At 41.7% G+C, this 14,572-nt stretch carries 10 protein-coding genes; all 10 read right to left on the minus strand.

From position 1 onward, the window contains the following. Positions 1–51: 51 nt before the first annotated feature. On the minus strand, positions 52–1,350 hold the full coding sequence (locus DW930_RS09280; protein ID WP_120701365.1) for a response regulator transcription factor: 1,299 nt from the start codon (positions 1,348–1,350) through the stop codon (positions 52–54). Positions 1,351–1,362: 12 nt separating this feature from the next. Continuing rightward, entirely contained in the window at positions 1,363–3,009 is a 1,647-nt protein-coding gene (locus tag DW930_RS09285) for a sensor histidine kinase (protein ID WP_123159897.1), read from the minus strand. A 2-nt stretch (positions 3,010–3,011) separates the two neighbouring features. After that, positions 3,012–3,623: a DUF624 domain-containing protein gene (locus DW930_RS09290; protein ID WP_123159898.1), complete on the minus strand. Its 612-nt coding sequence runs from the start codon at positions 3,621–3,623 to the stop codon at positions 3,012–3,014. 196 nt (positions 3,624–3,819) lie between these two features. Further along, entirely contained in the window at positions 3,820–5,301 is a 1,482-nt protein-coding gene (locus DW930_RS09295) for an ABC transporter substrate-binding protein (protein ID WP_123159899.1), read from the minus strand. A gap of 63 nt (positions 5,302–5,364) precedes the next feature. Beyond that, entirely contained in the window at positions 5,365–6,297 is a 933-nt protein-coding gene (locus tag DW930_RS09300; RefSeq protein WP_023022064.1) for a carbohydrate ABC transporter permease, read from the minus strand. Positions 6,298–6,310: 13 nt separating this feature from the next. Further along, positions 6,311–7,240, minus strand: coding sequence for a sugar ABC transporter permease (locus tag DW930_RS09305; RefSeq protein WP_023022063.1), 930 nt, complete (start codon positions 7,238–7,240; stop codon positions 6,311–6,313). A 212-nt stretch (positions 7,241–7,452) separates the two neighbouring features. Next, positions 7,453–9,333, minus strand: a complete 1,881-nt coding sequence (locus tag DW930_RS09310; RefSeq protein ID WP_123159900.1) for a beta-N-acetylhexosaminidase — start codon at positions 9,331–9,333, stop codon at positions 7,453–7,455. Then, positions 9,327–10,196 (minus strand): ROK family protein, encoded by an 870-nt coding sequence (locus DW930_RS09315; RefSeq protein WP_123159901.1) that lies wholly within the window; start codon positions 10,194–10,196, stop codon positions 9,327–9,329. The genes DW930_RS09310 and DW930_RS09315 overlap by 7 nt, the downstream gene beginning before the upstream one ends. Positions 10,197–10,291: 95 nt before the next feature. Continuing rightward, entirely contained in the window at positions 10,292–12,937 is a 2,646-nt protein-coding gene (locus DW930_RS09320; RefSeq protein WP_123159902.1) for an alpha-mannosidase, read from the minus strand. A 185-nt stretch (positions 12,938–13,122) separates the two neighbouring features. Then, positions 13,123–14,403, minus strand: coding sequence for a glycoside hydrolase family 125 protein (locus DW930_RS09325; RefSeq protein ID WP_023022059.1), 1,281 nt, complete (start codon positions 14,401–14,403; stop codon positions 13,123–13,125). Between the last annotated feature and the right edge of the window lie 169 nt (positions 14,404–14,572).

The following is a 14,572-nucleotide window of genomic DNA, read 5'->3' on the forward strand; positions in this document are numbered from 1 at the left end:
AAACACCCTCCATTGATTGACAAATGGAGGGTCTTTTTTTATGTTTATAGATTAGTCACTTTCCTCTACGCCGATTTGTTGACGGTAGGCTTTGGGCGACTTGCCACACAACTTGCGGAAAACCTTGTAAAAGTAACCGACATTACTGTAGCCTACTTCATAGCAAATATCTTCAATACTTTCAGTTGTGGATAAAAGTAACTGTTGGGCCGCTTTGATCCGTTGTTTATTCAAGAGCTCAGCAAAGGTGGAATTGGTCTCACGTTTAATCAATTGTCCTAAATAAACGGGATTGATATAGAGATCTTTGCTGATATCCTTGAGCGACAGTTCCTTCCGATAGTCACGTCCGATAACTTCCAAGACAGTCGCCACATTATTGTTCATTCGATATTGAGAGAAGAAATTCTCCAATTGGTTCCGAACGCAGGTAACAAGATCCTCGAAAGTCGTTGTCTCATGAACAGTTTTCACAACTTCTGTCAGGTCATCTCCATGCAAGTGTTCAAATAAATGAAAGACATCCATAATAAACTGAATAAAGAGTTGCTTGGCTATCGCCACTTTTGGAGTATGGCTTTTCACGGTTTCCTCCAACCAGTTCAACTCCTCTAAAATCTGTTGGATATTCCCCTGGATGATGACACGGTAGATGGGTTCGTAGTAATTAAAGACGCCATCTTCTTCTTCCAAAGGGAGATCCCCATAAAATAGACTTCGTTCAACAAGCTCTTTAAATTGTTGAAAATGTTCCTTATAAGGTGCTTGGAAACGACGCTGTAGGAAAGCCCCCTCATCCTCATCTGAAAGATAGAGTTGAAGATTTTGTCCCAAGACCTGATAAGACGAACTGGCAAAGCCTTTCCTTTCCTTATCCACTCCAATCCAGAGTTGCTTTCTTCCTCGGATGGCCTGCTCAAACTCTTCTTCTGACCAATCTTCATGAAGGAGCCGATTGGCCGTCTCTTGATCTGGGTTTTTCAGAGTTTGAGATAATTTTTCTAGGATATTCCCCAACTCCACCTTATTGACAGGCTTTAACAGATAGTCTGCTACCCGGAGGTTTAAGGCTTTTTTTACATAAGCAAAATCTTGGTAACCTGACATAATGATATAAGCTGCATGGGGAAGAATGGACTGCATTTGATCAATCATTTCCAGACCAGTTTTTCCTGGCATATTGACATCCGTAATCACGATATCTACTGGATAATCCGCAACATAAGCCAAGGCCTGATCCGCATCCTCTGCTGTGTACACAACCTCCATGTCCCATTTTTCAAAGGGAATCAGTTTTTTCAACCCCTCAGTAATCATATATTCATCGTCAACCAATAAGACTTTATACACGATTTCTTCCTCTTAAGTGTCCTCGATGGTAATCGTATAGAGGACACCTTTTCCTTTTTCTGATGTAATTTGAATGTGGTAACGATCCCCAAAGTAGAGAAGGAAACGCTCGTGGACATTGACAATCCCAATTGATTGTCGTTCCTTACTCTCTTCTACTTCTTCTCGAGGATCCCTATGACTCAATATTTGTTGGATCCGTTGCAACTGGTTCGGTTCCATTCCTCTCCCGTTGTCCTGAACACGAATCTCCACAGCTTCTCCAACACGACGGACTTTGATACTAATGACATTGTCCTTGCGTTTGTGATCAACTCCATGAACAAAATAATTTTCCACTAGTGGCTGAAGAGTAAACTTCGGAATAATCATCTCTTCCAGACCGGGTTCAATTTTAAAGCCATAGGCAATCGATTTTGGATAACGTACCATACAGAGATAGCTGTATTTTCTACAAAATTCCAACTCATTTTCTATGGTCGTCTCTTTCTCCTCTGAAATATTGTTTCGAAGGAGACTGCTGAATTCGTAAATAATATCGGCTAATTCTTCTTGATCCTGCATGACTGCATACATGCGAATAAACTCCATGGTATTATACATGAAATGCGGATTAATCTGCGCTTGTAAGGCCTTCATATTGGCATCTTTTTGGCTCAGTTGTAGCTGATAGATATCCCGAATAGACTTGTCCATATTGTCCAACATGGTATTGGTCATTTCTGCAACTAGGAGGAGCTCCTGCTCTTTGGTATCCACATTGATCCGTCGCTCAGAATCCCCCTGGCTGATGGCTTCCATGGTATCTACCAAATCCAAAACTTGTCTTTGGTAATTACGGAAAATTCGTTGAAGCAAAAGATACAAGACTAAGACCAGGATTAAGGCGACCGAAATCATCCAGGTAAAACTAAATAAGGCTGTTCGAACCGTGTAAGAGGTCGGAATCCCAACCCAGATTTGATAACCGTAAGCAGTATCCCGCACAATCCACTGACTATGATCTTCTGGATTGATGTCTCCCCTGTGGTAAAAAACCTTCCCCAAGGGATTATAAATCTGGACGGCAACTGGAATCGTGTCTTGAATATTGTCGACAACAGAATCTAAAAGCGCCGGATTGATTTTAATATAAGCCAGTCCAATATCTTCGCCAGTCGTAACATCCGTCAAGGAAACTGGAATCGCTTGTGAACTAGCCACGTATTGATCCGCTGGAACTTGTTGCCCTCCTTTTTTATTCTTACTGGAGACAAAGACCGTTGTGTAGTCATTTAACACCAAATCAATTTCATCCAGGGCGTCGTGTTCCAAGTAAAGAGTCTCAACATTGCGGTGCAGGGAGACTTGAATATAGTTGGAAAAATAATGATCCAGTCGCCAACTTTCGTATTCAGAAGGTGTCAAGGAAAAATATTTATAAACACCTTCAAGTTTGGCTGGATTTTCAACCAGACTCTTCCCCCATTGAGAAGATCTCTTATAAATATCCTCTACCTCAGCAGTCAAGCGAGAGGAAATCAACTGAGCGATTCGATCTGTCTCTGCCTTCTGATTATGCCAATAAATCAAAGAAACCGTCACACCTAAGGTCGTGATAATCCCGACCATGATATAGGCATAGAATTTCAAAAGTGTTGCTAACCATATTTTTTTCATAATTAAGAAACCACTTTAGACCGAATTGTTTCATAGACGGGTTGAAAAATATCATTGACAAAGAAATGCCACAAGCCCAGTAAAACAAAGAAAAATAAAGCTGGAACAAAATGGGTGACAACCCCAAGAAGAAAGGTCCCCAAGAGAAACTTCGTCACTGCACGAATATCAAGAAAAGCACCAATAAAGCTCAACTTCAAGCTATTGAGATAGGACAACTCAAAATGGACCTGAAGCTTGAGGTAGACTGCAAAAGTCAAGGGAGCTACCAACAAGAAAATCAAATTGACCAATAAGATAAAAATCTGAAATAGGGACAAGTGGGGCAATTGAATCATCAGATACATACCATAAACAAGAATGGCTTCAATCAAAAAAAATGTATAGAAAACCTGGTTGGCAGGACGGAAGTTTTCTTTATAGAGGGACCAAGCTTCAGACCAACCATATTGCTTGTAATCAGATCCATGTTCAGCATATAGACTCATAATCGTTGCGCTAGCTGGCCCAAATCCAAATAAGATTCCCCCACAAAAAGTTAGCGCCCAAAAAATTCCTGTTGCCAGCATGGCTAAGTAGACTCTTGTAAAAATAAATTCAATCATTCTTCCCATAATTTGTCTCCATATTCATTTGCTGTAGAGGGGAACTTCCATCAAGTTAGTATAGTTTCCCTAGTACAAATGATGATTATACCCTTTATTATAGCACATTTCCCCTGATGCTTTCGATTCTAAATCATCAACAGAAAAGACTTTGAAGTACGAAGACCTCAAAGTCTTTTAATAGACTTAAGCAAGTATTGTTAGCTTATTTCTTAGCAGCAAGGTACTCATCGTATTGTTTTTGAATTTCATCCAATACTTTTTGGTAGGCACCTTCTGATTTCAATTTTTCAAGCATCTTAGGAATTTCAACTTCAGGATCTACTGTACCTGTATTGATAGCACTTGTGAATTGGTTCAAAGTGTTTGTGAGGGCAGTGATTTCTGATTTCACATTTTCAGTGTTGAAGATGAATCCAAGCGCTGGAGATTCTTTTGCAGTTTCCAAATCTTTCTTAGATTGTTCAATTTGCTCATCCGTTACGTTTTCGTTGATGTAAAGAATCCAGTTGTTACCAGTGTTCCATCCAGACATGTGAGTGTTTCCGTTGTAGCCATCCAAGACTCTTACACGGTTTTCTTTACCTTCAACTTTTTCCCAGTTTTTGCCTTCTGGTCCGTAAACAAGACCGTTCAAGAGTTCTGGGTTTGTATTCAAGAGGTTCAATACTTCCATTGCTTTTTCTTTGTTCTTAGAGTTGTTTGAGATAACAAAGTTTGCAACTTGAGTAGTGTTATTTTTCTTGTAAAGTTGAGTGAATGGTTTGATTTCAATCTTACGGTTTGCTACACGAGTAAGCAAGCTGTTACCGTAGTCAGCAGGTCCTACTGTTTCTTCACGTACCAACCAAGTATCTTGAGAAAGGTCATATCCAGTGTCACTTGTAGCTACGTCTTTTGGAATGTAACCAGCTTCATAGTATTTATGAAGAGTCTTCAAGTTTTCAACATAACGTGGAATAGTGTAACGGTCAACGATCTTAGTTGTGTCACCTTGCAAATCGACAACGAATGGAAGACCATCTACTGCAATGTAATCGAAGTCATCAGAAGGTCCACCGTAGCTCTTGTTCATTGCGAATGGAACAACGTTTGGATCTTTTTCTTTGATGGCTTTCAAGACTGGTTCAAGTGAAGCGTAGTCTTTCACATCTGAAATATCGATACCATATTTTTCAAGAAGTGGTCCGTTGAAGGCAAAGTTTTGTGAAGATGCAACGTTAGCTGCAACTGGAACAGCATAAATCTTGCCGTTTACAGTATTCCCTTTGATATAAGCTGGGTCAAGTGCTTCATAAAGCTCTTTCCCTTCTTTCTTATACAAGTCTGTCAAGTCAGCATAAGCACCTTTTTGAGCGTTGATGACATAGTTGTTTGCAAAGGCAATATCGTAGTTTTCACCAGATGAAATGATAACGTTCATCTTCTTGTCATAGTCACCCCAACCAAGGTATTGGATGTCTAATTTAACACCAGCTTTTTCTTCGATGATCTTGTTAGCATTTTCTAACAAAGTATCCAAGTTATCAGGTTTGTCACCGATTTGGTACATTTTGATAACTGTTTTACCATCTTCACTCTTAGATGATTTTTGGTTATCACCTGTCAAGTTACCACAAGCAGCAAGAGTTGCTCCAAGTGCGAGAACGCTAGCAGAAGCTAAAGCATATTTTTTCCAATTTTTCATGAGAAAAACTCCTTTTTTATTTTTCTTTATTAACATTATGAAGGGTGGATGAACAAGAGTTGCTTACTCTTTAACACCACCGATGGTCAATCCTTTTACAAAGTAACGTTGGAAGAATGGATAGAGGATAGCGATTGGAACTGTTGCCACCACCACCATGGCCATCCGTCCAGTTTCCTTAGGAAGGGATTGGACCGCACCAGCGATTTGACTAGATGCACCGACTGATTTAGAAATGTAATCCATATTATTTTGGATTTGCATCAGCAAGTATTGAAGGGGATAGAGATTTTCACTCTTGATGTAGAGGAGGGCGTTGAACCAGTCATTCCAGAAGCCGAGGGCTGTGAAGAGACTGATGGTCGCAATTCCTGGGAGAGAAAGTGGCAAACAGATCTGGAAGAAGATCCGTGTTTCACTCGCTCCATCTATCCGAGCAGACTCAAGAATGGCTTCTGGGATTGTCCGTTTGAAGAAGGTCCGCATCAAGATGATGTTAAAAGGACTCAATAACATTGGAATGATGAGGGCTCCAACGGTATCTCCTAAATGAAGCAACTGAGTAGTAACGATATATCCTGGTACCATCCCTGCACTAAAGAGCATGCTCAAGAGGGCAAAGACAGTAAAGAAGTTTCTGTACTTAAAGGTTCTACGAGAGATCGCGTAGGCGTAGGTCGTTGTAATAAAGACATTACATGCTGTCCCTACAATCGTTACAAACAGGGTAATGAAGAGGGCTTGAAGAATCTTATCCTTAAATTGAACAAGGAAAAGATAGCCATCTGCACCGAATTTAGCAGGCCAAAATTGGAAGCCGTGAATTGCCAAACTTTGTTCATCTGTCAAGGAAATCATGACAACGAAGATGAAGGGTAAGATACAGGATAGCGCAACCAAGCCGACGATGCTACTAAAGAAGATGTCTGCTTTCTTACTGAAGGAGTGGATCCCAACATTATCAACTTTTTCTTTTTTAATTTTTGATTTTGCCATGGTATCCTCCTTTCTAAAAGAGCGCTGCATTCTTATCAATCCGACGTGCTACAATATTAGAAAGTAAAACGAGAATCAATCCGACAACTGATTGGTAAAGACCAGCCGCTGCAGCCATCGCAATATCCCCTGATTTAGCAAGTCCGTTGTAGACATAGACATCAATTACGTTTGTCACACTGTAAAGAGCACCTGAGTTATGTGGGATTTGGTAGAACAATCCAAAGTCAGCACGGAAGATATTTCCGATGGCAAGGATGGTCAAAACCGTAATCAAGGAAGCCAACTGAGGAATGGTAATGTGGCGAATTCGCTGCCACTTAGATGCTCCATCCACTGTTGCTGCTTCGTAGAAGGTTGGATCAATTCCCATGATGGTTGCATAGTACATAACACTGCTATAACCAAAGCCTTTCCAGATTCCTAAGAAGAGGAGAAGCGCTGGCCAAATGGCAACCTCTGTATAGAAGTTGATTCCTTTCATCCCAAGTGATGTTAAGATATGGTTAATCAAGCCTTTATCGACGTTTAAGAAGGCATCTGTAAAGAAGCTGATGATAACCCATGACAAGAAATAGGGGAACAACATTGATGTTTGAAACACTTTAACCAACCGTTTGGAACGCATTTCACTAAAGATGATGGCAATCCCAACGGAAACAATCAAGCCCAAGAAAATAAAGGCTAGGTTGTAAAGGACGGTATTTCTTGTAATAATATAAGCATCTTTAGAACTAAAGAGGAATTTGAAGTTGTCAAATCCTACCCACTTACTCTTCATTACACTATCAATAAATCCCTCTCCGGTGATATGATAGTCTTTAAATGCGACAACGTTTCCCAAAACAGGTATGTAGAAGAATAAAATCAACCACGCTGCACCTGGTAAAACCATCAAGAAGAAAATAAGATTTTCTCTCAAGGTCTTAACAAACTTTTTCATCTGACTCCCCCCTTTGTCATTTTATTTTTTTGGTAACGTTTACATTTTTTATTATAAAACTCTATGAAAACTTTTTCAAACTCCTAATTATAGAAAAAATTCTACAAATTTATGACATAGCCTTAAAAATGGAGAAAAAAGGAGAAGAAATGTCTCCATCGGACATCTTTCTCCTCCTTCAACAGCATTTTCTTTAAAGACAGCCTTTTGGATTAGGTCGTATAAATGGTCGAAGCTGTCGCAATGGTATGCCACTGGTTGGCTGTTGTGGCTGCGAAGTCCTTATCTCCGTAGAAATCATTAAATGGCAAGATCTCTACTTCTAGTTCGTCGATACGAGAGATTTCACCTGCTAGGTAGTTTTCAATACGGCTTTCTGCTCGCTTAATCCGTTGCAAGAGCCCACCCATACGGATATCTACTGTATCCAAACCAAAGACCTTGTTTTCTTTCAACCATTGCTGGCTAAAGAGTTTGTGGAAGGTTTCAATCTGGCTTCTGAGTTTTGGCAATTCTTCTCTGGCGATTTGTTGCAAACTCTCTTTATCATCTGCTTGATAAGCTTCCCGAATGCGGCGTCCTACATCTACTTTACTACTTAAAATAGCATTCAACTGAGCCTGAGTCTCAAAGAGATAAGCGTAGACTCCAGCTTTTTCTTTAATGTCAGACAGAATCTCAGCTGCCTTAGCAAAGTGGGGTTTGTCCTGTTCAGGAGTCATGTGCTTGTCAAGGATTGGGCAAAGAACATCTTGATAAAAGACATAGCGGTTAGGATTGATGCCACTGAGATTGTCTGGTAGATATGGTAAGAGGTTGGCCAAATCCAGCTGCATAAAGTCCTCAGCTGATAGACCTGTATTGGTCTTTAAGTGAGCAGACAAGCGTTCTAAATCATTACGATAGCTGAGTTCTGCCCAGATTTGCAAGCTCGGTAAAATAGAGAACTGGGCTGTTTCACCACCATTATCTCCCCAACCAGTCACAATGACTTCTTTGATTTGATTGGCACGGCAGGCTTTATTAGCTTCGACTGCGATGAGACGACTGAAATGGTTATGAGGCGTGAAACCAATCCACTTCCAAGCACCACCTGCAAAGGCGATATCCTGGCTAATCTTGTGGTGGTTACGGAAGTTCCGGTTGTATTTTTCCTCACTATCTTGGTAATAATCCCAGTAAACCAAAGTCACACGGTCTTTGAGACGGTCTAGATAAACACGTGTTTCCTCTGGAATCTCCACATCGCGGTCATACTGACCATCTGCTGACATGAGCTTGAAGAACATATCGCTCCACATCTGGCAGTGGAAACCATACTTGTCTGCGATATCCAGCACGCGCTCCAAGTGTTGGCACATAAGGAGACTACGATCAACCACACCGTTTAGGATGAGGTAGCGTCCCAAACCAACTAGGTGAGCTTCGTCCATTCCGATATTGACCTTGCGAGTCTGTAGCTTAGATAGCGTCGCAAACATGCCATCAATCAGGTCATAAACCTTTTCTTCGCCAATGAGGAGAATGTCCTCTACATCACGAAGTTGCTGGACTTCTCTGACACCCCATTTGACAAAGGCTGATAAGTGAGCCAAGGTCTGAATACAAGGAACAAAGGTCATATCAAACTGCTGGGCGTAAGCTTCGATTTCCTGTAATTCTTCAGCTGAGTATGCTCCACGGAAATAACCAAAATAAGGTTGCCCCTCAATCTGATAGGTATCTTCCATATAAAGCTCAAAAGTTGAATAACCCATGAGAGCCAAGACTTCAATCATCTGCTTGGCAGAGGCGACATTCATTACAGCATTACGGGAACAATCCGCCATATAGGCCAACTCTTCATAAGCCGCTTGCTCCTCAATCTCCACCTTGTCACCTTCTTCTAAAGCTGTTGCTAGAACAGACAAGGCGCGATAGAGTTGGTGAGGTTTGCGATAAGTCAATTGATATTCTCCGCCCTCACCCTTGATAGAGATAGAAGCTTGGTCAGACTGAGCGACTGCCACTTCTACATCTGGTAGAGAAATGCGATTTTTTAATACCTCAATAGCTTTCGCTTGTTTGGGACTAAGTCCTGTAAAACTTACCATTGGTTTTCCTCCTGTAACCAGTTGACAAGAGCACCGTAGAGATTAGCATCTGCCTGATAGGTGCAGGCTTGGATGACTGGTGCAATTGTATATTCTTCATATCTTTCCACAAAAGCATCTACTGCTTTTTGCACCCCGTTGATAAAATCTGGGTTCTGACTGATAGAACCACCTAGGCTAATGACATCTGGGTCGATCAGGTACTGGATATTGAGTAGTCCTTGAGCAAGATTGCGGTTCATACGCTCAATAGCTTCTTGACAAAGGACATTGCCTGCTGCAGCCTCTTGGTAAATCTTGCGTCCGTCCCAGTCAGTCTGACCAGATTTTTCAATCACGTATCGTACCATATTTCCAGTTGACGCTAGTTGCGACCAGTTGTTGAGTTTTTCTGCTGGTTCGATGGTTGTCATGTAGCCAAATTCACCACCTAAACCATGACGGCCTCGGTGAAGTTTCCCATTAATAATCATAGCCCCACCGATTCCTGTACCAATGACAACACAAGCTGCATTTTCAATCTCGGGATGAGCTAGCAGTTCACTAAGTCCAACACAGTTAGCATCATTTTCTAGATGGACAGGTAGCTGATGATGAGCAAGGGCCTCATACCATGAAAAACCATGAATATAAGGAATGGCACTAATCCCCTCAATGACACCTGTCTCTTGATTGACCGCACCTGGCACACTCATAGCAATCCCGCGATAGTCCTGTTCTGACAAGCGTTGGTCCAACCAAGCCAACAAATCTTCTAGAGTCTCTGGAGTTGGGGTACTGGTCTTATCTAAAATCTTTCCATCAGGAGTCAGACTAGCAAACTTAATGCCAGTCCCTCCGATATCAATCGTTGCAATGGTCATTACTTTCACCTGCAAAAAGGAGCGAGTCAGCAGTTGGTTCTTACTTCTTCGCTCCTCCTTTCTTTTTCTGTTTACTATTTGAAATTAAATTGAAATTAAATTTCTTCTTTTTGAATGAATTCTGTACGAATTTCCTGTGGTGCCAATAGTCCTGAATGAACTGGGTATGGGCGTTCCAGCAAATCAAGAATGGTTTGTTGTTTTTCAGAAACGCGAACATTTTCTTGACTCATATTGTAGTAACGAAGGACATAACCTTCTTCATTCTCAGCCACCTTAAATGCCGTTGGGCAGACTTGTGGTAAGTTCAGTGCCGCATGGTTAAAGAGGCTACCCGTTGCGGCAACACTACCCTCTTGTTTTGCAACTTGAAGAGCTGTAAATGGCACCTGGAAGGCTTTGGCACGACGGAAAGCTGAGAAGCGTTCGCCTGCTTGGTGGCATTCTACTGCAAACTCAACTTCGATATCACGTAAGCACTGAGCTTCCGGCGTTGGGAAATAGCCCCAGTCACCGAGTTCCCCTGAAGCACGAAGAAGAGTTACAGCCATGGTGTCGTCTCCGAGGATTTCATACTCGTGCAATCCTTTATTGGATACGGTCACTCCTTTGACATCATCATACAAGCTGACAAAGGCTTGTTGGTGTTGTGGATTTTCAGGATTTTCCCAAGAAGCCGCTGGTTTATTTGGTCTTGTCACAACTTCATAAATGCTTTCAGAATCATTGCTTGGACGAGTGTTATGAGTTTTGACCAAGAGACGGATACGGTGATCTTTAGCAGTATTGGTAAAACGAGTTTTAAAGCGAATCTGTGGATTATCCACAAAGACGGTCATCTCAGTTTCAAGAGGAATTGTTGTCAACTCTTCTGAACGACCAGCATCTCGTTTCATAAACTCGATAATGCCTCTTTGTTCAGCATCCAATTTTTCATCTGCACTGACTGGAATCGTCAAGTCATGTTTGAGCAATACCTTAGCATAACGAGCGTTGTTTGCTAAGACATCGTATCCTTTCAATTGAGCATAGATTGGTTCGGTTCCTTTTGGTTGGAAGTAAATATATTCGTTACCAATATCTCCACGATCCTCAAAGCGGATAAAGTCTTGGTAAGCTTCGTTTGTAGTCTTGTCATAGACGGTGATGCCTTCATCTACACTCACAGTTATAAACGGTGTATCAATCACTCCATTTTGATAAATACCATCTCGGTATTCTACTTGCCCTTCAATCAATTGGAAGCTTGCCCAAGAAAGTGGAGCCAGATGAACTGGGATTGTCACGCGCACTTGACGAGCAATATAAGGTTGGCGGAACTTATCCTTGGGTAAAGTGTAGCCAAAACTTGCTCCCAAGTCTTCAATCTTGGCTTCAATGACATGACCATCCAAATCTTCAACATGGTACTCTGGCAAGGACATGGCTGCCATCTTCTTGTAGCCTTCAGTTGGATGTAACTCTTTGAAATCACAAGTAGCAACATCCACCACAACACTCACAGTATCTACCTTGTCATGTAAAGCTGTGTTAACAACGGTGAAGAGGTGTTCGCTTTGTGCATTTTGGGTAGCCAGTTTGCCCTTCCATTCATTAAGAAGGTTGCTCTTAACAAAATTTCCGACTTGATTGACCTTGGCAAAACGAGTTTCCATTTCACGGTGGACCTCGTCTATACTACAGCCACAGATACTATCGTGTGGCGCATTTTGCAAAAGCACTTTCCAAGCATAGGTCAATTGATCCTTATGATTATGACCTCCTGTGAGAATGGTCAATGGTTCCACGACCTGCTCGAGCAAGTTACTATTTTCTTGGAAGGCTTGCTTGAGGTAAATACGAGATGAAGAGGTGTTGGCAAGAGTGTACCAACCATCTGTTTCCTGGCTGGTCAATTCTCCTGTAACCGTTGATAGGTGTTCAGGAAGTGCACTTTCCACTGCTTGCACATATTCGTCAAAAGAGCTATGAATAAAGGTCACGTCAGGGAAGAGTTCGTTGGCCACACGAATGGCTTCACTAATATTTCTCTGTACAGGCTGGTGATCACAGCCGTTCATCATCAACCATTGGTTGGTCGATGCATAGTCACGGACGTCTGCTAATTTTTGCTTCCAGAAAGTCAAAGCTTCATCTTTATCCACTGGAATTTCATTCCCGTTACTGTACCAGTTTGCAAAGAGAATGCCGAGTACACGGCTACCATCAGCCCCCTGCCAATACATCTCAGAAAATTGAGAGGTAAATTGCTCATCTTCGAGGACTTGGTTGTCAAATCCGATTGGCTTGACACCACGACCAAAGGCTGCTACGTGAATGCCTGATTTTTGAAGGATTTGAGGAGCCTGCCCCATATTTCCAAAGGTATCTGGGAAGTAGCCGATTTGAGTTGATGTGCCCCATTTGGCACATTCCGCTTGTCCAATCAAGGTATTGCGGACGTTCGCTTCACTGGAAATCAAGTAATCATCCTGCAAGATATAGAAAGGACCAATCTTGAGTTTTCCTTCGTCGATATAACGCTGCACCTTGTCACGATTTTCAGGGCGAATTTCTAAATAATCATCAAGGACGATGGTTTGTCCATCCAAGTGGAAGCTCTTAAATTCAGGATCATTTTCAAACAGATCAAAAAGATTGTCAAAAAGTTCCACCAATTGCATCCGGTGACTCTCAAAAGGTAGATACCACTCACGATCCCAGTGGCTGTGAGAAATAATATGTACAACAACATTTTCCATGAGTAAAACCTCATTCTAACTTAAATTTAAAAATAGATTTGTGATTCTTTACCAGAATCAGTTGAGCGAAAACGTGCTCCTTATACTCAATGAAAATCAAAGAGCAAACTAGGAAGCTAGCCGCAGGCTGTACTTGAGTACAGCAAGGTGAAGCTGACGTGGTTTGAAGAGATTTTCGAAGAGTATTAGCGAATATCCAGGTAATCCAAGACTAACTCACAGAACATCATATTGGCCCATGAGAACCATTCACGCGAGTATTTAGTTGGATCATCTACGTGGAAGCTTTCGTGCATAACACCTGTTCCGCCATCACATGCAACTAGTTGGTCTAGCAAGTATTTTTTCTCAGCTTTATCTGTAGCTGTTAAGCCTTGAATTGATAGGGCAATCGGCCAGATATAACGATAGAAGGTATGAGAGCTTCCGAGACCGCTAGCGTATTCTCCTTGGTAGAAGTATGGATTTTCAGGGCTCAGGATGGTGCAACGAGTGGCTTGGTACACTTCATCGTTCACATCACAGTAACCAAGATAGGGAGCAGCTAACAAGCTTGGTACGTTAGGGTCGTCCATGATGCTAGCATTTCCCAAACCGTCTACTTCAAAGGCGTAGATCTTTTCACCCTTGCTGTTGGTGGTGTAGGCGTAGTTTTCGATTCCTTCTTGAATCTCAGCTTGGAGACGTTTGGCATCAGCAATAATACTCTCGCTATCAGCTAGATTCAATTCTGCAAAAATTTCCTGGACATATCCCAAGACAACGACTGCAAACATATTTGACGGAATCAAGTAGCTATATTGACAACAATCATCACTTGGTCGAAAGGCTGACCAGGTCATTCCTGTCACGGCAAAGTCAGGACCAAAACCATCATTTACCAAAGTGTCTTCCTTACGATCGGTATCCCGAACAAAGCGATAAGGGGAGTTCTTATGATCTTGTTCCACCGTCCAAAGATGAAGGATCTCCTTGGTCGCTGTAACAAAAGTCTCATCAAACTGGCTGGTTTCTCCTGTTTCTTTCCAAAGGAGATAAGCCAACTGCAAGGGATAGCATAGCGAATCCACTTCATACTTGCGTTCCCAAATCCAGCCATTGAGGTCTGTATGGTCTGTCTCATGATGCCCCTTCCAGTTCTCCTCAATATTAAAAGAGTTAGCATAGGGATCCTTAAGGATCAAGGTCATCTGACGTTTGACCAAACCTGCAATAGTCTGACGTAAACGAGGGTCTCTTTTTGCCACATGAAGGTAGGGTCTCAGCTGAGCAGTCGAGTCCCGAAGCCACATAGCTGGGATATCTCCTGTCAGGACAAAGGTCGAGCCATCTTCCAAAATTTCAACTGTATTATCTAAGGTATCTGTGTAGCAACGTTCAAAGACATCCACCCATTCAGGGTAATCCTTAGCACGTTCTGCTACTTGATCCAACCATTCTCTGACGATTTCTTTTGAATAGGTCATTTATTTTCCTCACACGTATCGATTCTTTCCTATTCAGTATAAAAGATTTCAAAGGGGAAATACATACGCAAATTATAGCCCTTTTTCTACAAACTTTTCTAGTTTTAAAAATTGCTTTCAGATTCTAGTAGCTTCTGCTAAAATAAAGAAAGAAAAGGGCTTAGAAGCT

Source organism: Streptococcus sp. AM43-2AT (assembly GCF_003603405.1).
In the GTDB taxonomy this organism is placed as follows: Bacteria; Bacillota; Bacilli; order Lactobacillales; family Streptococcaceae; genus Streptococcus; species Streptococcus ilei.